At 39.4% G+C, this 22,099-nt stretch carries 18 protein-coding genes; 13 read left to right on the forward strand and 5 right to left on the reverse strand.

Annotation, left to right across the window (positions count from 1 at the left end):
- Nucleotides 1-309: 309 nt before the first annotated feature.
- The 8 genes from CDG77_RS26440 to CDG77_RS26475 all read left to right on the forward strand — a co-directional run bounded on the left by CDG77_RS26440 (nt 310) and on the right by CDG77_RS26475 (nt 10,646).
- On the forward strand, nt 310-864 hold the full coding sequence (locus CDG77_RS26440; protein WP_094332268.1) for a hypothetical protein: 555 nt from the start codon (nt 310-312) through the stop codon (nt 862-864).
- 229 nt (nt 865-1,093) lie between these two features.
- A complete protein-coding gene (locus CDG77_RS26445) occupies nt 1,094-2,872 on the forward strand; it encodes a bifunctional 3'-5' exonuclease/DNA polymerase (RefSeq protein WP_094332269.1) in 1,779 nt (592 codons plus the stop codon).
- A 463-nt stretch (nt 2,873-3,335) separates the two neighbouring features.
- The gene (locus CDG77_RS26450) at nt 3,336-3,638 is read left to right on the forward strand and encodes a hypothetical protein (protein WP_069069453.1); all 303 of its coding nucleotides are present in this window, start codon (nt 3,336-3,338) and stop codon (nt 3,636-3,638) included.
- A gap of 278 nt (nt 3,639-3,916) precedes the next feature.
- Entirely contained in the window at nt 3,917-4,132 is a 216-nt protein-coding gene (locus CDG77_RS26455; RefSeq protein WP_094332270.1) for a hypothetical protein, read from the forward strand.
- Nucleotides 4,133-4,711: 579 nt separating this feature from the next.
- Nucleotides 4,712-5,821 carry a tyrosine-type recombinase/integrase gene (locus tag CDG77_RS26460; RefSeq protein ID WP_094332271.1) on the forward strand — a complete coding sequence of 370 codons (1,110 nt, stop codon included), beginning with the start codon at nt 4,712-4,714 and terminating at the stop codon, nt 5,819-5,821.
- A complete protein-coding gene (locus CDG77_RS26465; protein ID WP_094332272.1) occupies nt 5,821-7,287 on the forward strand; it encodes a tyrosine-type recombinase/integrase in 1,467 nt (488 codons plus the stop codon). Before CDG77_RS26460 ends, CDG77_RS26465 begins: the two co-directional genes overlap by 1 nt.
- Nucleotides 7,280-9,724 carry an integrase gene (locus CDG77_RS26470; RefSeq protein WP_094332273.1) on the forward strand — a complete coding sequence of 815 codons (2,445 nt, stop codon included), beginning with the start codon at nt 7,280-7,282 and terminating at the stop codon, nt 9,722-9,724. Before CDG77_RS26465 ends, CDG77_RS26470 begins: the two co-directional genes overlap by 8 nt.
- Complete coding sequence (locus CDG77_RS26475) at nt 9,708-10,646, forward strand: DUF6262 family protein (RefSeq protein ID WP_094332274.1); 939 nt, start codon at nt 9,708-9,710, stop codon at nt 10,644-10,646. The genes CDG77_RS26470 and CDG77_RS26475 overlap by 17 nt, the downstream gene beginning before the upstream one ends.
- Here CDG77_RS26475 and CDG77_RS26480 read toward each other — a convergent pair.
- The 4 genes from CDG77_RS26480 to CDG77_RS26495 form a co-directional block, all read right to left on the reverse strand.
- On the reverse strand, nt 10,635-10,904 hold the full coding sequence (locus tag CDG77_RS26480; protein ID WP_094332283.1) for a WGR domain-containing protein: 270 nt from the start codon (nt 10,902-10,904) through the stop codon (nt 10,635-10,637). The genes CDG77_RS26475 and CDG77_RS26480 overlap by 12 nt on opposite strands.
- A 183-nt stretch (nt 10,905-11,087) precedes the next feature.
- On the reverse strand, nt 11,088-11,348 hold the full coding sequence (locus CDG77_RS26485; RefSeq protein ID WP_094332275.1) for an HNH endonuclease: 261 nt from the start codon (nt 11,346-11,348) through the stop codon (nt 11,088-11,090).
- A 349-nt stretch (nt 11,349-11,697) separates the two neighbouring features.
- Complete coding sequence (locus CDG77_RS26490) at nt 11,698-12,426, reverse strand: hypothetical protein (RefSeq protein ID WP_223269989.1); 729 nt, start codon at nt 12,424-12,426, stop codon at nt 11,698-11,700.
- 266 nt (nt 12,427-12,692) lie between these two features.
- Complete coding sequence (locus CDG77_RS26495) at nt 12,693-13,739, reverse strand: tyrosine-type recombinase/integrase (protein ID WP_317615937.1); 1,047 nt, start codon at nt 13,737-13,739, stop codon at nt 12,693-12,695.
- Nucleotides 13,740-13,945: 206 nt separating this feature from the next.
- Here CDG77_RS26495 and CDG77_RS26500 point away from each other — a divergent pair, with 206 nt between their 5' ends.
- Nucleotides 13,946-14,143 carry a hypothetical protein gene (locus tag CDG77_RS26500; RefSeq protein WP_094332277.1) on the forward strand — a complete coding sequence of 66 codons (198 nt, stop codon included), beginning with the start codon at nt 13,946-13,948 and terminating at the stop codon, nt 14,141-14,143.
- Between the two features lie 11 nt (nt 14,144-14,154).
- Here the strand turns inward: CDG77_RS26500 and CDG77_RS26505 are convergent, their stop codons facing one another.
- Nucleotides 14,155-14,607 carry a helix-turn-helix domain-containing protein gene (locus CDG77_RS26505; protein ID WP_094332278.1) on the reverse strand — a complete coding sequence of 151 codons (453 nt, stop codon included), beginning with the start codon at nt 14,605-14,607 and terminating at the stop codon, nt 14,155-14,157.
- Between the two features lie 523 nt (nt 14,608-15,130).
- Here CDG77_RS26505 and CDG77_RS26510 point away from each other — a divergent pair.
- The 4 genes from CDG77_RS26510 to CDG77_RS26525 all read left to right on the forward strand — a co-directional run bounded on the left by CDG77_RS26510 (nt 15,131) and on the right by CDG77_RS26525 (nt 21,671).
- A complete protein-coding gene (locus CDG77_RS26510; RefSeq protein ID WP_094332279.1) occupies nt 15,131-16,315 on the forward strand; it encodes a hypothetical protein in 1,185 nt (394 codons plus the stop codon).
- Between the two features lie 561 nt (nt 16,316-16,876).
- Nucleotides 16,877-19,102, forward strand: coding sequence for a hypothetical protein (locus CDG77_RS26515; protein ID WP_094332280.1), 2,226 nt, complete (start codon nt 16,877-16,879; stop codon nt 19,100-19,102).
- Nucleotides 19,103-19,424: 322 nt separating this feature from the next.
- The gene (gene psb35, locus CDG77_RS26520; protein ID WP_094332281.1) at nt 19,425-19,646 is read left to right on the forward strand and encodes a photosystem II assembly protein Psb35; all 222 of its coding nucleotides are present in this window, start codon (nt 19,425-19,427) and stop codon (nt 19,644-19,646) included.
- A gap of 411 nt (nt 19,647-20,057) precedes the next feature.
- A complete protein-coding gene (locus CDG77_RS26525) occupies nt 20,058-21,671 on the forward strand; it encodes a hypothetical protein (RefSeq protein ID WP_094332282.1) in 1,614 nt (537 codons plus the stop codon).
- Nucleotides 21,672-22,099 lie beyond the last annotated feature (428 nt).

The raw sequence follows: 22,099 nt of genomic DNA on the forward strand, positions 1-22,099 counted from the left end.
CTTAAAATGATTATCATTATTGTTTAAAATTGGATTCTTGGTTTTTGTTGATTAATTTATTCTTTGGAAGTCCCTTAAACACGCAGCACAAGAAGGATGGGGTAAGCGTCATGTCAATACCAAGTCTAACTTAGACTCGACCCAAAGCACTCCAACTCCTAAACCTTCATCAAATTCAACTGTGCAAATTAGCTTGTTCTGAATTTAAAAAAAATCCTCAGTCTATTCAAATTTTCATCTGAGGATTTTTCTGTTAAATGGAAGCGATCGCTTCTTTAATTATGAACATAAATTTTCAAGTTAGTCATCATGAATACTCAACAAATTCAAGAAGTTTTAACTCATCTCATCATTGGAATTACAGCCTTATATACCATTGTAATGGTCGTTGATTTCGTTGTGGAAATAGTCAATCTCTGGCAGAAATTTATACTCAACATCGAATACCACATTAACCACACAATATCTGAGCAATCACACCTTGAATCTAGTGATATTAAGAAATCTCTCAAGTTGGAAAATAAAAATAAATCAACTAACCGAATTACATCAAAACCAGAACCTCAACCAAACAACTTTGTTAGCATTGATGTAGACAAAATTGATTTACGGACAGCCAGAAAAATTGCCACTGCCATAAAAAAAGCTTCAAAATCCAATCCTGACTTAATTATCAAACAAAAAGTCAACAATAAATGTGTTCCTTTAGCCTGGTTGCAAGCACAGATTAAGCATCGTTTAGAACTGGCACCAGAAATTGTCACACCCATTATTAGAGAATTGGCTCCTACTGCTTTTACATCTGTTCGAGAGAATATTCAGCATTCTAACATTGCAAAAACAGGTAAACGTAAAGTCAGTTAATCATATAAAGAGAGGAATATCGATATGGCGGTTATCGCTCGGATGAGAAGACAAAAGTACTTGCTGTACAATCTTTCCAGCAAAGTTTTTGTATCTCCCTCAACTGCACACCGCTATAGTATTACCTCTCTTTAATAGGTTTTCAAATCTTTGTATAAAACTAAATATTTTGAAGTTTGTACATATACAAGCTATCGCTTCTAGGTGATAAATTCAAATTAAATTCATTATGAATACAAGCTTAATAAATACAAATAATCCCAGTATTTATACTCCAGAATATACTATCGTTTCCAATGTTTCAACTCTTAATTATGCTCTCCAACCTCTGTTTCAGGCAGAAGTTTTAGCCATAGATTGTGAAACAACAGGACTTGACCCTCTAACTGATTCTATTAGACTGATTCAAATAGCTGCACCAAACCATCCAGTAGTGCTGATTGATTTACCAGCTATTCCCAAAAGCGATCGCCAACTGCTCAAAAAACTGCTTTGTAACTCTGCTGTCAAAATTGCACATAATGCCAAGTTCGACTGGCAATTTCTCACACTCGCAGGACTTCAACCCTCTGGTCAATTCTTTGATACCCAACTTGCTTATAAAGTTATAACCGCAGGATTAAAAACAAGCTCATCCTTACAAAATATAGTTAAAAAGCTACTACACCTTCAACTAGATAAAACTCAACAAATTAGTGATTGGTGTAAACCTCTTACCAAGGTTCAATTGCACTATGCTGCCGTAGATGCTGCCATATTACTTGACCTTTACCCAATTCTCCTCAAGAAGTTAAAGCAGGCAAAGTTACTCAAAATTGCCCGACTGGAATTTCAGTGTATGCCTGTTGTAGCTCAAATGGAACTTAACGGAATGCTATTTGACTTGTCCCGATGGCAGATACTGGGTGCAAAACTAGAAGCTGAAAAAACAGATGCTTTAAGCCAACTCAAGCAACTCCGTATTGCTAGCTCTCAGATGTCATTGCTGCCAGAACTGACAGATGCAGTAAACCCGAATTCACCTCAGCAAGTTTTGGCTGCTTTACAAGCTATTGGGATCAAAATTAACTCAACTAATCAAAGTAAATTAGTTTCTTTAGCTGCACAGTATCCCATAATTCAAGCATTGCTAGATTACCGCCGTCTATCCAAAATTATCGGCACTTTTACCGATAAACTACCCCAGCATATCCACCCCAAAACTGGGAGAATTCATCCCAACTATTATCAATTAGGGGCAAAATCCGGTAGATTTTCTTGCCGCAAACCACCTCTACAAAATATTCCCCGTGATGAAGCCGCTCGTAGCTGCTTCATTGCTGCCCCCGGCTATAAAATTATCAAAGCCGATTACTCCCAAATAGAACTACGAATTATGGCTCGGCTTAGTGGTGATACAAAGATGTGCCAAGTCTATCGCCAGGGGGCTGACTTACATCGATTAACAGCATCTCTAGTAACTGGAAAACATATCAATGAAGTGACTGAGGAAGACCGCAGACTAGCAAAAGCAATAAACTTTGGATTGATTTTCGGTATGGGCGCTGCCAAACTCCAAATTTACGCCCAAGTAAAATATGGAGTAGCAATGACATTAGAACAAGCAAAAGCTTTCTCTAAACGATTCTTTGAAGCTTATCCTGGAATAGCTAGGTGGCATGAAAACATCAAACGTAAATACATCCAAGGCATTAAGGAAAGTCGTACACTAGCAAATAGACGACGGAGATGGGTAAACAAGCCCCGACTATCAGAGCTATTTAACCATCCAGTCCAAGGTTTAAATGCCGATATCAACAAATTAGCTATGGTAAAACTTTCAATTCCATTAGCTAAATTCAGAACAAAACTCATCTGTGTAAGACATGATGAAATTGTACTGGAATGTCCAGAGACTGAAGTTGAGCAAGTTAGCAATATATTACACAATTGTATGGTTGCTGCTGCCCAAAAGTTTCTCAGTCCTATTCCAGTTGTTCTAGATATTAAAACATCAAATAGCTGGTGAACTATCCCAACTTGCCGAGTACGACTGAAGTTGGATTCGCAGTAAAGCTATTCTGAGAAGATTTGTCAAAAACTCAACTGCCCTCCTCACAGTATAGCTCGTGCAAAATGTGGTTAGAGGGCGTTTCGTTTTTGATCCGAAGCACTATCCCCGCCCTATCTCAATACCGTTTAGTTAAGGACATTTATCTGTTGGGGCGGGCTGTTCTTGAGCAGGGGGAGAAAAAAGGCTTAACCCAAGCGTATTTCACCCTATCCACTATTTCTGGCTATTCCTGAATCGGTATTCTAGCCATTATAAATAACGGAACTATTTTAACTATATCTGCTTACGCAGATTTAGAGTGAATCAAGAGTTTAAAACCCGCTTAATTGGGTTTTATTGGTGTGTCTATAAACTCTGTGACTAACAAATACCTGATGTAAAAAATGAGTTTTAATATTTACATATTTGAGGTGCATTAATGTCTAATCCCCGGATTTTAGGGGCAAGAGAAATTCATCTAATTTCACTCTACAGTCACTGGGAATTTGGTATGAAACCAGAAGAATTTTATGCCAAATGGGATGTGAGTTATGAACAAATTGCCTTAATATGCTGTCGTTCCGATTCTACGGTCAGAGGTTGGTTTAAGCAAGGTAAGTTTAGACGCTATCCTCAGCCTAATGATTTACGACATTTGGCATTCATGGACTTTTTACTGGAACATTTTGAAGAAGTTCCCGAACAACTTTGGCAATTGCTATGTCTGACTCATTCGCCTTGATATCAATAACATTTCTATTCTACATATAGCAATCTGGTTTGATTACTGAAAGGTTTTTAAAACAAAAACTTTGTCCTGCAAGGTTTTCAGACTCAGTACACAATATTTCATTCTAGTCGGAACGCTATATATCTGTCCAATAAATCTAATGCACGCATAATTCTAATTGTCAATATCAATTTGACCTGTCTTTGAGTATACCTCCTCGTTTAAGGTAAAATTTGGCGATTTTAAAGCACATAACATGGTTATTTTACAGCATTTTTAAGGGGTAGAATATGACTTATTCTGAGCAATTAAAACCGTGGTGTATTGTCCGTGATATTCCCAATCAAGAAAATATTGTTGTGAAAAGATTCCGCCGACGTGATGATGCTGTTGCTTATCTGCAAGTGTTGAAGCAGTCAGCGAGAGATATTGCTTTTAAAATCATTTTTAAGGCTCAAAACGTCAATATGCCACGGCAAAATGAAGCTTTGAACGGTTCGTTTTGAGAAGATTTGAAAATCATAAAAATACTAAGTTAAAACATCCTCTTCTTCTGGATCAGCACTCATAACAGCCCGTTCAATAAAGGTAGGGACTTGGGCTAAAATAGGCTGAAGATTACCAACAACAGTGGCAAAGGTGTTTATATGATCGCAAGAAGGCGGGCGGGTACGCCATCGCGCTCATCTGCTTTGCCGCTCCCACTCTCATCAACCACCATGCTCCCCTCCCGGAGGGAGTCAGCCCTTTGGGCTATCGCAGTCCTAAAACTGACCGACAAGTGTTTGCTCCCGCAACTGCACTCTCATAGCGTGAGTGTGAAAGCGCAGATATTACACTCACGCTATCACACTTCATGTAGTGCCAGGGTGCGTTCATCAAGGTTCTGTAATGTTTGTGCATCATTCATTTGAACAATGACAATTGACCAGGAGAAATATTGCCTCGTCGGAATCGATGGTAGTAAAGATGACAACCACTTTATATAGACAACAACAACCAATTCTACAACGTGGAAAGAACAACAACAACAGCCCTAATTTTTACGTTAGGGTAGAAACAAATTAATTTCCACAACGTAGAAAATGACCAAGGTAGAATGGGCGATATCCCCTCACACAGAGTTACGATTTAGCTGTGTCTTCGACCCTAAAACCTGCTTACCCATAGAGCCAATCCAAAGATTTTTGAACTACTGTAGAAAGCGACAATTAGCACCGAATACAGTAAGTACATACGCTTATCGACTGGTAGACTTTTGGCGCTGGCTAGAATCCAAATCTCTCAACTGGTATGACGTTGGGTTAAATGAATTAGCAGACTTTGTGAATTGGTACTTGCTAGGTGGTGAAGTTAAAGAATCTGGTGAAAATGTTAGAGAAATTGTTGCCAAAAGAAGTCCTCGCACTGTCAATCAAGCAGTCACCGCCATCCAAGAATTTTATACCTATCACACAATTGAAGGCAGGATTGAAGAAAAACATTTCACTCTACTAGCGCATGGTTGGGGAAAACGAGGAGGCTTTCTTAGAGGAATCGCTAAAAGCAATCCTGATAAACGCAAACGCATCAAAATAAAAGAACCGAAACTCTTCAGTGGTTGTCTATTAGATGAAGAAGTCGCAACCTTAGCCAACGCCTGTACAACTTATCGAGACAGGTTAATGATCATGCTGCTGCGCTCAACAGGAGTGCGGCGGGGAGAACTGTTAGGATTACATTTGGAAGATGTCAAGGACTTAGATTTCAGCGGACGCATTCGGATTGTACGCAGAGAAAACAATCCTAATCGCGCAATGGCTAAAGGAAGAGAACGAGAAATCCCCATTATTTACCATCGTTCAGCTATTCAAGAGACCTTTCATGCCTACTTACTAGAAGAATATCCGCCTCAAGCCGAAACTTTGGGAGGCGGGATGTTATTCGTCAATTTATCAAGTAAATGGGTAGGGCAAGCGATGTCCTTAGTTCGCTTAAATAAACTATTTGACCAACTCCACAAACGAACAGGAATTAAAGCATATCCCCACTTATTTCGCCATACCTTCGCTACTAGAATGCTGCAAGACAATTATCTTGACCAATATGTACAACAGCTTTTAGGACATCGTTCAATTGCCACAACGAAAGACATTTACAGTCATGTTCTCGATGAAATGACCCTAGACCAATACTTAAGAGAAGAAGAAAATTAATGGCAGAAGCATTTGCACCGCAAGCATTACAGGAGCGAATTGCACTTTCTGAGTTAGGAAGACAGTGGATTAATGATCCTTTGATGAATCAAGATGTTTGGTCACTGTTAGAATTGGGTTATAGCCAAGAAGAATGCCGAATTAATGGACATTATCATCTCTACTTTCACAAGTTTTCACTGCCTTGGTTAAAACGGCTGACTCAACTAACCATTAAAGCCAGCGTTCGAGAGCGATATTCCCTCGGTCGGATTATTCATCGAGTTGGCTGTTTAAACCATTTAGATCGTTTTTTATGTAAGTATGGATATACACAACCCCAATCTTTGACAGAAGCACTCCTCCATCAATTTATTAGCGAAATTAATAGCGGTAATCGTCAGAATGCGATTACTTACGCCCTCAATCTTTGGAAAGAAGAACAATGGCTGGAAATTGCCTTTACCCCCATTAAACTCAAAAAAAAATCTCCTAAAATTGAAACAATTCCAGAGGAAGTACTTTACCAAATCTACGAAAAGTTTGACTTATTCCCCCCGACACTTGAAAGACTTTTTCGCTTGCAATTGGTGTTAGGCTGCCGCATTGGAGAAATTCTCACTATGCCACGCCATAGCCTGAAACAGGAAGGTGACAAATGGTTCTTACTACGTTGGGTTGAAAAACGCAAACACTGGAGGTTTGTTCAGATTCATCCTCTAGTAGCTGAATTAGTTCAAGAACAGCAGAGATTTCTTGATGCTCAATTTGGGAGAGATTCTGAATTCGATAAACTATTTTGTACCGTTTATACTCATCATCAAAGTATTCCTTGGGCTGATAGAGAATTAGACACAACACTGTTCTATAAACCCCAAACAATTACCAGATTGAGAATTAGTAACTGGCTAATTAATTTTCGAGAAGTAGCAGACTTAAAAGACAAACATGGCAACAGATTTAAACTAACTAGCCACATGTTTCGCCGCACCAAAGCCAGCATTATGGCTCATTGTGAGGTAGAGGATGAGTATATCGCCGCCGTACTAGGTCACGGTTCCTTAGATATGCTACCTCATTATCGTCAGCGTTCGCTTATCAGGTTAGAAAAAGAAGCTAATCTCAAAGGTTATGTGGATATGTATGGTCGAGTTACTTCTTTTAAACCGAGAAAAACTAGGTATGAAAAATTAGCTAATCTCCTCAAAGTTAGTACACCTCTGGGAGAATGTCATCGTCCAACCATGTTAGGAGATTGTCAACATCGCTATGCCTGTTTAAGTTGTCCTCATCATCGGATAACGCCCGAAGATAAATCCCAGTTAGAAGCTGACTTAAACTACTTGCAGCAAGACCTAATTCAAGCTCAAAAAGATGGACAGTCAAGACGAGTGACTGAGATTGCTAACTTATTAGCTTTAATCAAAAATCGTTTTGATGGCTTGTCAGAATTACAACATCTTCAAGGGCAGAAAACTAATGGGTAAACGCAAGCATCCACCGATTTCAATTCACCAAACCCTTGACGGTAATTTACAAGTAAATTGGTCAGATAACTATAATCACGAATTCGTTTGTCCCCTTTGTAATCGCGGACGATTGAGCCATTTTTATTACGACAAGACAACACTGTGTCAAATTCAATTAAGCTGTGAAGCTTGCCACAAATCCACTCCCCTCTCTTGCCAACTGACAAAATCACCACCCATCTCAATTCATCAAACGCTTGACGGTACTTTGTCAGTCAATTGGAAGACAGATTATGCTGGCGAGTTTATTTGTCCCAACTGCAATCAGGGAAAAATTAACAATTTTCATCACTCTCAAAAACCAATTTGTAAACTTAGACTCGAATGTGATTTATGCTCTCAGATAACCAACTTAACTTGTGAAGTTCCTCAACACCCACCTATCTCAATTCACCAGACCCTTAACGGTACTTTACAAGTCAATTGGAAGACAGATTATGCTGGTGAGTTTATCTGTCCTCAGTGCAATCAGGGACAACTCAACAGATTTTCTTACTCGAAAGGATCTGTTTGCAAACTGAGATTGGGATGTGATTTTTGTCATCAAGTAACATACCTGACTGGTAAATTTAAACATTTACCAATTTCCATTCACCAAACTCTTCAAGGAACTCTATCAGTCAATTGGGCAGAACAGTATGTTGGCGAATTTATTTGTCCTCAGTGTAATCAGGGACAAATCAGCAAATTTCATTATGACGATGGACTTAGTTGTCAACTCAAACTAGGATGTAATTCTTGCTCCCTTAAGACTCTGCTTTGTTGTCAAGTTCCACCTCAGTTTCACGGTTATCGCCAGCATTTAGTTTGCCCTAATCCCCTGTGCCATCAAATTGGCCCTGATGGACAGAAAGGGTGGATTTACGAGACCTTTCAAACAACTAGCAGCCAGAGTAATTGTCGCTGTTACTTCTGCCACATAAATTTTCACCCTAACGCCACAAGTTATGGCAGTTGGGTTGGGTATCAACAACAAGAAACTTTATTGAATTTCTGTTTTGATGATGATGTTTGGGATTTTCGCCATTTTATCAAAAACTCACCTGTGAAAATCCTTAACTTTAAGTCAATTAAACCTGAGTGGTTTCGCGTCCTAGTCAAGCAATATCTATATTCTTTACTCAAATCAGGTAGGTTTTCTGCTAGTGCAAAACCGATGAATTCTCTTGTGGCTTTGCGTCAGTTTAGTCAAATTTTGAAGCCAAATAATATCCACCACCTCCCTGAGATTAGCCGGGAACTAATCTTAGCCTTTCTCTACCTCAACCAAAGTAACTGTAGTCGAACCATTCGAGAAAAGCTATATAACCTCAAAGATTTTTTTGATTTTTTCGGATTAGAATCTCAAAACTTAGTTCGTCATCGAGATATTCCTAAACAGACCATTCAGGATGTGGATTGGTTGGATGAAATCACCCGTCAAAGGATTAAACAGCATCTTGACAAAATCCCTGCTCCTGTTGCTCGTCACTACTTGGTGCAAGAATATACAGCTGCTCGTCCAGCAGATATCTGTCAGATGGCTTTTAATTGTTTAGTTGAAGAAAATGGTCAATGGTATATCAAGTTTTATCAGCATAAAGTGGAACGATGGCACAGACTACCTGCCCCTCGTGAAATTAGACAAGTCATTGAACAACAACAGCAATGGATTAGGAAAAACTTTGACTCTGATTACCCCTATCTGTTTTGTCATTTTAGAAGTATTAAACAGAGTTCTTACCCCTCGTTTCCTAGTCTTAAACCATTACCCAATTCCCCGCAAGTAACAGCAAGTGGAAATCCAATGGTTCGTCTTATTCGTCTGTTGATAGAGCAAGAAGACATCCGTGATAGCAATGGTCAAAAACCCTACTTTACAGGTAAGATTACCCGCGCTAGTCGCCTGCAAGAAGTGAGGGCTAAACATGGAATGGAAGCAGCTCAACTCTATGCTGACCACCTCAGTAGTGAAACGACATTTCAGCACTATGCGCCTCCCACTAGGGAGCAAGTAGCGGTAGTAGATTTACCTTTTCAGGAGCTGCTGCTGAATTCGCAAAACCGCTTCCTCCCCTGGCAAACCTTACCTGAAAGCCTCCTCAAAAACCCTTCATCTCACGAACTCGACCTGGAAATTACACCTCGTCTGGTGGTCTATGGCCACTGCACCCTTGACCCCAAAACAAACTGTATCTACAATCTCTACCCCAAATGTTACGGCTGTAGTAGTTTCCGCCCCAGTACGAGCAAATTACCCCTTTATGAACGGCAATATGCTGGAGAACACAAACGCATGGAGTCAGCTAAACAAGCTGGGGCAGCCCTGGCCTATGAAGAATCCAAGGCTACCCTAGAAGCAATGGATGAATGGCTATCAGATTTGAGGAAAGTTGCTAATGGCGAAGCAACCTAATCGAGAAAAACAGACTGCTGTCCTTCGGTCAGCCCAACAAAAGCGAAAAGAGCAGAAACGTGAACAAGTGTTTCGCGCTATTGAAGAGATTAAAAAAAGCGGTAAACCCTTGACCTTCCCTAACATTGCTCAAGTCGCTGGTTGTTCGATTTCTTACCTCTACAAATGGACGGAATTAACTGAATACATTCATGATTTACAGTCGCAAAAAACACAGCAACTCAACTCATTAGAGTCGAAGCAACCTGGGCCTCATAGCCTCAAAACTCTAAGCGAAGTATTCAAGCAACGGATTCGAGAACTGTCAGATGAAAATAGAGAATTAAAGCGACAGAATCAGAACTTGAGGGGTCATGTCGCTGAAATCTTCGAGTTGAAGTCCGAATGTGAACGTCTGCGAACACAAATTAAGCAGTTGACCACACCTGAGTCATCTCCAAAAGTTGTTTCTCTGAACTCGGTTCCTAAGAAGTCTGATAATGGCGAACTCAAGAATATATCTCAAGAAATTACTCATTTAATTACCGAAATGGGCATCAAAATCGGTGTTAGATTAAAACAGGAAATAGCCAAACACGAGCCAGAGAGAGTGAAGTTGGCAATATCCGCCTTTGAGCAATACCGAAGCCATAATAGCATTGAGAATCCTGGTGCTTGCTTGCTGGCAATGATTCGTGATGAAGCTGAACCTAATGTTCCTCTCAAAGCGATGACTCCTCTTGAGGATGAGTTTGAACGTTGGTATTGTCAGGCTATTGAAGGTGGTTTCTGTCAGGATGTTCCAAAAAAATATTTACCCATACAGCAAGGAGAAATTCAGGTTAGAGTAAACAATGATAAATTTTCATCAGGTTATGAACTACTCTCCTGGCAAATAGCTAAAGCGAAAATGGAATTAGATGAAGATTCATCAATATCTTGACTCAGGGTCAACTCTTTTATACCCTCGCTTTTCCCTTCGCTCTTGCAGTTTGTAGTAAGTTATTAACGCGGCTTGGTAATCAGGGCAATCTAAATCTTTTGACTTGCCAAACCCCCGATAGATAGCACTGCCCCAAGTTTTAGTGATCGTCCACTCTCCAAATAGGTAAGGGCATTGGGTTAAGGTGTAGAATCGCGTATCTCTTTGCCACTTCGATTGAAGCCATTTGTCAAGTTCGTAGGCAATTTTTACAGTCATCTCAACCATGTTTTTGCTTCGCTGGGAGCAAGACTCTATTAACCAACACAGTGATTTTAATAATTAGGCACTGAAAAGTGCGGTAATGAGTCAAAAAAAACTAGTTACATTTTGTAAATTTTTCTGCTTTGTTAAAAGGGAGTTATCAGAGGTTACGTTGTAGAAGAATTTAACAAAAGTCAGTCACATCAAGGCTTCTACGACGTGGATTCTACATAAAGCACTACATAACGGGGCAAGATTTTCTAAGCGATTGTCAGAAGGATCAAAATTAAAGTGGTGTACCTGAAGTGTATAGACTCGGCGCTGGGATAAAGTTAGCTCTGGTGGCTTTTGTCCAGGACGCAGGCAAACGCGATTGCATCTAGTACAGCGCCAATCAAAAGATTCTTTGATAGAGGTGGCGATTTCTTTCCAATTCTGGGGATAGCGGCTGGTACTCATGAAAATACTTGAGAGAGCAACAACATGAGGTAATTCTAATCGATTAAGTACTCTTAAGTGGTATCTGTGGCACAGAAACCTGTTTAGAACTTTGACGAGTATAGTACAGACAGCTTTTATACCAACAATAAAATCAGGACTAAAAGTGATTGAGAAGTGGTGAGGCAGAAAGCGATCGCTTAACTATCTCCTAAGTACAAAAGAATATTTATTACGCTTTCAATAATATTAATATTTAAAGCTGCTATTTTTTTGAACAAAAAAAATTCTAGCACTCGTGAGAGAAATTAAGCTGGTGTTATGCCAAAAATCAACAAGTGTGTAGGTGTATTTAAAATTAATAAAAATACTAACTTACCGAATGATATGATCCCGTATTTTCGTTAAATTCCCATCCCATACCCGATTTATCCTTCCCCTTGCACCATGCCACAAAAAGCGGTGGGTGCAGCTTATTTCGCTGCTCACGTATAGTTTCTACGCTTACACCAAGTCTTGAAGCTAAACCTTCTTCCGTCAACGGTTGGATTCGGGGAGTATGCCCTTGATAGGATGAATTGTTGTAGTACGATTTCTTGCCCCGCCCTTGTTGGTTATTGAGATGATTTTGAATTTTAATAATCGCCTCAGTAAACTGTGTCATTCGGGCTGTTATCCCCTCAATTTTTTCTTCTAAATCGGCGAGATTATGGATTGCTTCGGTTTCGTTGCTATTAGATTCACTTGAAAATTGTGACTCCAGCTTATCAAGTCGTGAGCAAATAGCTAATATCGTTTCATTCGTAGGATCTATGTTACTATTGTTACTAATAGCTAGGTATTCCTCAACACTTGCCTTAATCTTAGAGTCCAAGCGTTTATCTAAATTATCGCCACCAATTGCATCAAGGTTATCTATATCATCTAGGTAGAGTTCGATAAATTGGGTCAGCGTGGCTGTTGCCGTCGTCCCTTTCGACTTACAACGGGCGATAAACTGCTCCCACATCTTTTGGTCGCAGTTAAAAGATGCCAGTTTCTTGTTTTTCCCTGTTTGGCTCATGTCTAGGTAATGTCTAGGTAAATCTGGACTGGACACGACTGAGTGAGCGTGTCATCCATCTTGATAACTACCTTGACACTATCATTTTGGAGCGCATGAGTGCGCCCGCCGGAGACGATGGTCTCCGACCGACCGGAGGTCATCGCCTCTACCAAAAAGCAGTCAGATTACTACTGTCTGCAACAGTTAGTTAGCCACTGTTGGAGTTGTTCAGGAGTCGTTGGCGCACGCACAATTTGAGCAAAGCCTGTTATCGCTTTTGTAGCCAAATCAGGGGGTGACTTCCTGGCTAACGCATCCATTTAGTCAATCATATCTGCCAACAAATTTGTCATCTCTGACTGACCTTGTTTACGGTTATCGTCATACTGGATCAGCACATCTAGCTTGACATGACGGCTGACTTTTTGCGTCTTTCGCACATCCCCTTGGGTTGCTTCCAAAAGAGTTGTAATCCCACTGTGGCGGATGCGGTGGGGTGACATTAACTTTTTTACACCAGCGGCATCAAAATAATTAACAACAATTTTGCGTATGCCGTCCCCAGTGAGGCGATGCCCTTTGCTGCGGTTATCAAGGGCGATAAATAAGGGTGAGGAGGCGGTGATATTGCCTCGGACTTGCAACCAATCACAGATAGCATTAACTGTTGCTACTGATAGTTTTACCCATTCATCATTCGTACCTTGCCCTTTTCCCAAAATCCGCAACCTGCTTTCGTGTGGGTCGAAGTCTTTAATATTTAATTGACTCACCTCATTGCGTCGCAGTAAATTTTCCCACAACAGCCGCAACAGCGCATAATCTCTTTGACCGTGAACAGTTGAGCGCTCAATTAGCTGGATTACACTATCGATGGTTTGGGCATCCACCCCAGAGGTATCTCGATATGCTTTTACCTTTTCCAACTCCACATCTTCTAGCGTATAGCTACACACACCTAGCTTGCGGGCAAACTTCACCAGCGATTTAATGCTGCTGAGGCGACGGTTGACCGTTGCTTCCTTCAACCCAATAGCCAGTAGCTTGGCCTTATATTTCAACACCACCGCCACCGCCCGTTTCTCGGTGAGGTGCAAAAACTCCAACACGCTGTCAGAATTCGGCTCAATACCAGTCATCGCCACAAAAAATTTCCGCAAATCTTTCTGGTATTCGCGCCGGGTGCTGGGTGCGCGAATATTGGCGAGCATCAAAGCGATGACATCCCGTTCGTCCTCCGTTGCAGCAAAATACCGCTCAATTGGGGCTAAGAGAGATTTTTTTAATGACTCTACCGCCGAGTCAAATCCGGTATCATCGTTTGCTTTTGGGGATGCCCGTCTGGGAGAATATGGAGTATCAGACATAGCATTGGGCGCGAAAAGGGTAATTTTCGATATCAAACCTATTCTCTCTCGATTTGCCTTGCCTGACTCACTTTGGCGCGATAAATCTTCCATTAAACCAACACAATCTGAATGTTGCTAAATATACTGCTGTGGTATTAGTGCTATTCGCTTGTTACTCAACGCTTGATTGTACTACGTTATGTATTTTAACTGAATTATGATAGATGCAAAAATTAAACCATCCCAGTGGTTGGAATGGTTTAAGGGAATTATCAATTTTTCTTACTGCTCCTTTTGCTTATAGGAGGCAACCAATTGTTGTTGGCGACAATTCAGGCATTCCTTTTAACTTGACAGTTTCGGCGACTTGGTTGTTATTTTGGCGTAATGAAAAGATAGGATTGCCCGTTAGCTTGATTTGAGCTTGATGCTATTAGGGTTGCGCTTCCAAGATCCGACCTATACTTCTTGGCGATAGTGCTGGCAACCCCCTGCGAGTAGCTTCTTCAGCAACTTGCATATGGTAATGGTGCTTTGAACGACTGGGTTTTCGGTTCTTGCTCCATTCGCTGATTTCGACAATTTTGCTCGCCTCTGCGCTCTTGCACTTTTTAGGTCTGCCTGCGTTCACACCTAATACATTATTTATCTTTGCGATCGCATCTTCCAAGGTTTCCGATGTTATGGTACTTGATGTCCACTTTTTCTTCCAGTTTGTTACTGTTTGCTTCGCTATACCAAGTTTTTTTACTATATTTTTATGATTTTCCCCACGATTAAGCTCTAGCAGGATGTTTGCTCTCTTGATCATTTCATCGCTGCCGGTGGCTGCTATATTCTCTAATACTTGCTTTTCAATAGGATTCAATACTTGAATATGAGGCATTTTAGTATTTACCCCGCTTAAACCTACAATTTTGCCAAATCGGATGAAGTCTGATATACTTTTTTTGTAGAGTTCATTTTTCCTAAATATTCACTCAAAGCCCTGTTTGCAGCAGGGCTTTGAGGAAAAAACAACCCCACCTGTTACTAAAACAGGACGGAACTTTGTTTTGTCAATTTAGTTATCTAGACCCATCATATCATGAGTTTACCCAATTTGACAAATCTATCTTTAGATAGATGCTTTTTTTTAAATGCTAGTGCGCTAAATATCTCTTCAGTCGTATTGGTTTTCAATGGGTTGGGAATAATAGTTTACTGCGCGAGAAAATTCTCTCCCTTGAGTTTTTCTGGTAGTTAATCCTTTGCTATTTACAAGATTTAATTATTTTTTAAAATTGTCACTTTTTCCAAGGTATGAAAGTGCTATAAGTCTTGCTGGTTAAGATTTTTCTGCTTTCTGCTTAGGTTTTTCAAGATTGAACTTATCTGTTGAGTGACAATTTGTGACCCGGAGTATAAATATGTCTCTTGTGCAGAATCCGGTAATTGTATATATTTCTCCTGCGGAGTTGGTTGTTCATCCGAAGCTGATAGAAATATATGGTGAGAATGAAGATCGTCCAGCTTTAGAAAAAAGTATCTCTGAAAAAGGGATTCTTGAATCTTTAAAAGTATCTGCACGTACTGGTGTCAATATAGTCTTGGCAGGTAAGTGTCGCTTGCAAATAGCTCGCCATTTAGGGATTTCCACTGTAAAAGTGGAATTTGTCGAGTCTGGTTCGCCTGAAGAAGATTTGAAACTAGTGCTTGACTTTAATCTCCACCGGGAAGGTGGGAAGACTCATTACCAGAAATTTCACGAGGGGCAGTACTGGGAGAGCGTACTTCGTCCCCAAGCGAAAGAAAGACAGAGGGAAAGCGCTCGTCGTTTGAATCAATCGAATGATTCAAATTTGAATCATTCGGTAAATGAGAGTAAGTCTCAATTAGGTAAGGGCAAGCGAGTGATTCAGGAGGTTTCGGAGAATCTAAATATAAGTGTTGGTAGTTATCACAAGGGTAAGAAAGTTTTTGAATTAATTTCTCAATTACGAGAACTGGAAAAATTTAAGGCAGTTGTTGCACTGGAGATGGAATTTAACCGGAGTATTGATGCAGCATACAAGTTTGTTTGCAATCAAGATATTTGTAACCAGGTAATAGACCTTCTGGAGGCAGATGAGATAGGTAGTATAGGCGATGGTATTGCTTGGATGCGAAATGGCGAACGCAATCCGTTTCGACGTTTCCAGCTTGACCAAGTATATCAATTCAAGAAGAGACTGCGGCCCGAGTTGGAAATTGTGGGACGGGTTATTGGTATAACTAATGAGTTTGTTGTGTTTGGATTAAGGAATTTAGTGAATATGAACCTAGAAATTGTGAATTTACGTCCGCGACAGATTGATGCAGAGTTGCAAGATGAACCATCTGCGTCACAGAGAAAAAGAATATTTCACTTAATGCAAAAGTTTAGTGATGTTTTCCCAGTTCAAGTGTCTTTGACGGAGTTGTTGAAACTTCCGAATTTAACTGATAAAGAGGAGGTTTTATTGCGGATGTATGAGTCTGACGTATTTGAAAAAACGTGGGAAGATTATAAGACCCAAATGAAAGCAATGGAAGTTTCTACAAATAGAAAAAAGGATAAAATTTGTGCTGCATAGGTAGCTGTGGGCTGCTAATTTAGTAGAGAATTTGTCCCACAATTTAACATTACTTACTAGATTAGCATCTCAATACTGATTACAGTACAAGTTAACTTTTTTGAGTGCTGAACTCGTATAAAGATATTTGACTGTTTTTTGTTTTTTAACTCGGTGGTGGAGTATGAGTAATTTCATCTTCACCAGTTGTACTAATAAGAGCCAATGTGGGGTGACGCTTGTGGGTGTTACTAGCTTTGCATTGTTATCCCAAAACTCTTTTGTCGATTTAGTGACAACTTCGCTAGAACTGCCTCATTTAAATAATTACCAAAAAAAAGTTGGGTAGTCGCATTGTTGTTGGTGAAGCGTGTTGGACTAAATGCTAGTCTAAGCCTACGTATGTCTAAGCCTAAACAAGTATAAACCTTTGTTTGCTTTCAACCATGAGACGATTACCAGTCGCCTCCAACAAGCGGATAACCAACCGCTTAATTCAAAATAAAATTTCAAATTTAGGCTAACACATTTTGACCAACAGCGAGACTACCTGATGCACAAAAATCATCAGGACAGTCACTCATGTACCAAGAAAATTTCTCTTCAGATGTCGAGAACAAGCCCCAATTAAGCCTTTCACAGCCTTCAAAAAAGAAAATCAAACCCCACCTACCCGCAGAATCCGTGGGTAAACGCTACGTAGAGCGTTTTTGGCATCCATTTGGGGCGATAATTGCCCCTTCTTTAGTAGAAGGTGCAAAACCAGCATGGCGCACTATCGATTATTACCTCCAACCCTCCCAACTGTGGAACCTGCACCAGGACAAGTCGAAACTAGTAGGTCTGCGCTTTAACGACACAACTCGTTACGCCACAATCGATTTAGACTTAGAAGGCGACTACCATAACATTGAATCCATAAATCGCATCAAAGCAGCGTTAGAGGACATCGGCATAGTCGATATCATCATCCTCCAGTCCAGCTTTAGTGGCGGCTATCACCTGATCCTAAGCTTCGCATCCCCCCTACCCACCTTTCCCCTAGCCTGCGCCCTAGAGATTACCTTAAGAAACGCAGGCTTTATCCTCCGCCAAGGACACCTAGAAATCTTCCCCAACACCAAATTATATAGTGCCAAACAAATAACCAACTACAAAGCCATTCGTTGCCCCATGCAACCGGGTAGCGGGTCATTTTTACTTAATGACGACCTACAACCAATTAGCGACTCAGTTTCTATCTTCCTCGATTATTGCGATCGCGCGGCCAGTCGGCAAGATTTAACTAAACTAAAACGGGTAGCGAACAAAGCCAAAAAACAAATTTCACGGGAGAGATATCGCAAGCAAGAATCTGCTGACGTTGCACAGTGGCGTGCCAACTGGGAAGAAATCATCACCACAGGCTGGACAGGAAAAGGACAAACAAACACCCTCCTACAAATCTTTGTAGGCTACGGAATCGTCTTTTTAGACTTAGAGAGTGATAAATTAGTCGAATTTTGCCTTACTACCGCAATTAACGCCCCAGGCTACAGCCAATATTGCCGACACCAACACGAAATCGAAGCGAGAGTGAGGCATTGGGTAGAATCCACAATTCGCAACAAATGGTACAGCGCCTACATTAGTTATCCCGAAAGGTTGTTGGGTACATTCGCCAACAGCTTTGCAGAAGCCATAGCAGGCATTAGCAACATAGATAAACCCAAAGATAACGTAATCCCATTTGACCGTCGTAAGCAACAGAACTGGGAACGCAGCCAACAAGCCCAAAAACGCATCCAGATAGTAGTAAGGGCAATAGAGTGGGATGGTGCGTTCCCAGCAGGTGCTACTGAACGAGGGAAAGTGATACGTGCTGAGTATAAACGCCGCTTTCACAAAACTATCTCACAAGAGACACTACAAAAGCACTTGCATTTGTGGCATCCCACACGCTACATCTTAGACCCGTGGGCAGAAAATAGCTTAAACCCTTATCAATCAAGCAATGACGGGCAATTTAATAGCTTTCAAAACTCATTTGCAAAACAAAGTGCTGAAAACCCTTATCAAATCCAGAATGACGGTCATTCTCTTTATATGAAGGTTTTTTGTAATTGCCTACCTCCTGCTGCCGATGCCCCTACAGGGCAGTTGGCAGTAGCAAGTTTTGAAGAAGTTGCTAAGTCTGAAGGAGAATTTTTTGTACCACAGCTACAAGATGAATCTGACGAAATTAATTTTAATTCTGAAGAATTGAATTTATTACAACCAGAAGATTTGTCGTTAACTTCAGGTGTCAATAATTCTGATAATTTATTAGTTTCTCCAAATATTATACAATCGGCTCAAAACGTTAATCAAAGTAATTCAGATAAGGATTTTAAATACCTCTCTACCCCCAGCGCGACTGAGAATTATAATAATAAAAACTTATTAATCAATTCTGCCAGTATTCCACCTACCGCACCTACATCTGCAATTGTGCCGTCTGAAGCGTCACAAAAAGCCGAAGTTAGCGAGCAAAGTATATCTTCAGGCGATTCAGCAGCAACTCTCGCTTTATCAGAATTGAAGAATCTGACTAAGTTGCGACTCCAAGCAGCATCCCACGCCAAGCGTGTAGCTAGAGAGTACTGCCTAATTGCGCGACGCTTGATAGGAGGCAGGGAACGCGAAAGACTGGAGCAGAGTGCCAAAATGCAATTCTATCTCGATTCAGGTAACAAAACCCTAATTGCAGAAGCCAACGAGTGGGCAGCTGCTAATCCTGGGTGTTTACCGTTTTCGTTGGAGTTAGCGTTTCAAGAAGGTCAGACGTGATGGCTGGATTTTTCTGGTTGTTTATTTTTTTGCTGGCATAGGCGCTGAAATAATCTTTCACTTTTTCATCCCCCACCCCAGCATTGAGAGTTTGGGAATTCAATGCTAATCTGTATTTGATAGTTTGGATAGTAATGTAAAAAGATAATTTTTTATAGCTAGTTAAGAATATTTAACAAAAAAATATTACTCATAATTTTTTTACTCAAATATTTTGAATTAAGAAAGAAATTCCTTTTTAGTCATTACTAGTTAAGACTAACCAGCATTTATTAATTTGATATCGCTAGAGTGGGTGTATTTACAGGAGATGAAATCTTAAATGTTAGTCCTTATCGAGATAGCAACTAATCCTACATATACAAAATATATCCAAATTTCTTTGGTGGCAATAATACTTGGCGGCTTTCTACTAGCTACAATTGTTGGTTCAATTGGCTGGTATATCTCTAAGCGCCCTGCTGGTTGGGAAAATGCAGAGACTCCAAACTGGATTGTACAACTTACTAAAAATCTTAATAAACAGAAGTCATCGGATAATTAGAACTGAGATAGTTAGATGAAAATTTATTTGTGAAATTAAGTAAATTAACCATAAGTAAAAATCTTACAAAACCGTCATCATAATTTATCTAAAATTGTTTAATTTCCGATGTCTTTGTTAGCATTCTGCTACCTAAAGAAAGTTAACAAAGGAGAATATAAGCATGGAAGCAGAAGAAGTATTGCAGAGGTATGCAGCAGGACAACGTAATTTCTGTGGGATAAACCTTCAAGGAATAACATTATTTACCAATTAACACCTCATGTACAACGTCGTTAAGTACAAGCCTGAATTATGTTATAATTAATCAATCCCTTTAACAAAATAAAAGCTTATTTTGAACTTCCGTTTAGGGATTAAAAGGGGTATTGAATATTTGTGGTAGAAAAAGGTTGTTAATTTAAATTACATATGAGTACCTCTTCTTTATTTGGAATAGATTCTAGGGATCTTAAAGCATTTCAAAGACAACAAAAATATTTTCCTTATCGGTATGCTGTAGTTCGCAAGTATTTACCTAATTTTGTCAATAAATATCAAAAAATATACGCTGACCAACTAGCAGATTTTGCTATTTCACCTTCAGCAGATATGTTTAATGCTAGTACGTTACAAACTGATTTTTATGATTTTTTTACTGAGATAGTATGCGACACCCCTGGTAATACAACTTATGCAAAATATCTAAAAAAAACTTTTATAGAAGTTCCAAATCAAGCTCTTAATCCAGATTTTTTAGGTACAGAGATAATTGATGATGAAAATTCACCTATTGTCAACACTTGGAGAGCCAACATTCTCCATGAATTGAAGTTGGCATTAGCTTTTGTGAGTTTTTATAACTTAGGTAAAAATATTTTTGATTTTCCTCAATGTTTATTAGAGTCTTTTAAGAATACAAATATAGAAAACATTCCTTTACGGGATGTCAAACTGCCATATCCAGCTTTTTATTTACATTTTGGCTTGCAAAAGGACTTAGAGTTAGAACTTGGACATGTGGTTAACAGTGAATTTGTATATTCGTTGTCAACGAAAACTAAGCAAATCAATAGATATTACTTGGAAGGAGTATATGTAAAAGAAATAGCTAGCGGGGGGTTTGAATTAGCATTAATTGGTTCTCCCGAATTTCCAATTCTGAGTGATAATTGGCTTGAGTATCCAACCGAAGCACTTTCTATAAAAATTCCTTTAATTGATCCAAATATAACTATTGGAGAAGCTTTAGACTGGGAGATAATAGATTCTTCTGCTTCTCAAAAAAAAGCCATATTTAATTACCTACAAGAAAATAATTTAATTGATAAGATTGATATTGATTTTAATATAGAATTATTGAACGATTTTTTATTCTATGAATTTGAGGAATTTCATGATAATAAATATAATAAATTTATATTAAAAATTTTAAAGTTAGTTATTAATGCTATATTTTACATAACTAATTATCGCTTAACTGAAGAAATTTCAGAACAAATACCTAGATTTGTTCCCAATATTTTACGTAAACAATTAGAATCGGATGATATAGATACAAGGAGTAAAGCACTTTTAAAGCTAGATAAACAGGGATACTCACTAGTTAAAATATGTGGTAAGCGAAGTTGTAAAACAGGAGTTTTTTTAATTGGCGAAATAGGTAAAGTTGATAATTTTGAACAAGAAGAATTAGTCAGTAGTACTCAACCAAAAAGGCAGTTTAGTAGTTACCACAGAAGAAGGCATTACCGTCTTTGTGCTGTAGGCAAGAATCGTAGTGAAGAAGCATTGATTTGGGTTGAGTATGCCTATGTGCAAGGCACACTTCCATCTCAGGAAGGGTTACGAATTTATGAGTTTGATCAGCCAGAGACATCTGGTACAAATCTAGATAATTTGGATGGAAAAATCCTTAATAATAAGCAAATTTTGGAGATTAGGAATATGTTTGAGCTACGAGCTGCTACTATTAGTGAGATTGCCTACTTTTATAGACTACCAGAAGAAATTATTGAAAGAATTATAGTTAAGAAGCACCAATAAAAATACTAAATATTAACATGATTGAGTAAAAGTTTGTGATCTCAAACAAGCTCTTAAAATTTTAAATTTATTTCTTATAGAACCCATTTAGGATCTATTTTTCCGTTTATTAAGTCTTTTGTAAAGCGGGATTTGATACTTTTGCAGCATCAAATTATTTCTTGGATGCGATCACCCGCAGGCATTTCCAAAAACTAAGATTAAGTCTAGACAGCATTAGCCTTATATACTAATTATTGTGCCTGAAAAATTTGTGGGCGATCGCAAACGCTAAAAATAGACTATTGACCTCAGAATATTTTACGTTCTTCTAGATGAGCAAGAATATCTGAGCGATCGCGCCACACAGTCCGCAATTTTTTGTTGGCGGACATCTGTAACTGGTCGCTAATGTGGGGCGATCCAGGTTGAGTTGCATTACCATAGCT

Origin of the sequence: Nostoc sp. 'Peltigera membranacea cyanobiont' 213, assembly GCF_002245975.1 — a bacterium.
In the GTDB taxonomy this organism is placed as follows: Bacteria; Cyanobacteriota; Cyanobacteriia; order Cyanobacteriales; family Nostocaceae; genus Nostoc.

Bases quoted from the DNA above. Each gene is read 5' to 3' on its own strand.
- CDG77_RS26440 (WP_094332268.1), top strand. From the start codon at position 310: ATGAATACTCAACAAATTCAAGAAGTTTTAACTCATCTCATCATTGGA.
- CDG77_RS26445 (WP_094332269.1), top strand. From the start codon at position 1,094: ATGAATACAAGCTTAATAAATACAAATAATCCCAGTATTTATACTCCA.
- CDG77_RS26450 (WP_069069453.1), top strand. From the start codon at position 3,336: ATGTCTAATCCCCGGATTTTAGGGGCAAGAGAAATTCATCTAATTTCA.
- CDG77_RS26455 (WP_094332270.1), top strand. From the start codon at position 3,917: ATGACTTATTCTGAGCAATTAAAACCGTGGTGTATTGTCCGTGATATT.
- CDG77_RS26460 (WP_094332271.1), top strand. From the start codon at position 4,712: ATGACCAAGGTAGAATGGGCGATATCCCCTCACACAGAGTTACGATTT.
- CDG77_RS26465 (WP_094332272.1), top strand. From the start codon at position 5,821: ATGGCAGAAGCATTTGCACCGCAAGCATTACAGGAGCGAATTGCACTT.
- CDG77_RS26470 (WP_094332273.1), top strand. From the start codon at position 7,280: ATGGGTAAACGCAAGCATCCACCGATTTCAATTCACCAAACCCTTGAC.
- CDG77_RS26475 (WP_094332274.1), top strand. From the start codon at position 9,708: ATGGCGAAGCAACCTAATCGAGAAAAACAGACTGCTGTCCTTCGGTCA.
- CDG77_RS26480 (WP_094332283.1), bottom strand. From the start codon at position 10,904: ATGACTGTAAAAATTGCCTACGAACTTGACAAATGGCTTCAATCGAAG.
- CDG77_RS26485 (WP_094332275.1), bottom strand. From the start codon at position 11,348: ATGAGTACCAGCCGCTATCCCCAGAATTGGAAAGAAATCGCCACCTCT.
- CDG77_RS26495 (WP_317615937.1), bottom strand. From the start codon at position 13,739: ATGTCTGATACTCCATATTCTCCCAGACGGGCATCCCCAAAAGCAAAC.
- CDG77_RS26500 (WP_094332277.1), top strand. From the start codon at position 13,946: ATGCAAAAATTAAACCATCCCAGTGGTTGGAATGGTTTAAGGGAATTA.
- CDG77_RS26505 (WP_094332278.1), bottom strand. From the start codon at position 14,607: ATGCCTCATATTCAAGTATTGAATCCTATTGAAAAGCAAGTATTAGAG.
- CDG77_RS26510 (WP_094332279.1), top strand. From the start codon at position 15,131: ATGTCTCTTGTGCAGAATCCGGTAATTGTATATATTTCTCCTGCGGAG.
- CDG77_RS26515 (WP_094332280.1), top strand. From the start codon at position 16,877: ATGTACCAAGAAAATTTCTCTTCAGATGTCGAGAACAAGCCCCAATTA.
- psb35 (WP_094332281.1), top strand. From the start codon at position 19,425: ATGTTAGTCCTTATCGAGATAGCAACTAATCCTACATATACAAAATAT.
- CDG77_RS26525 (WP_094332282.1), top strand. From the start codon at position 20,058: ATGAGTACCTCTTCTTTATTTGGAATAGATTCTAGGGATCTTAAAGCA.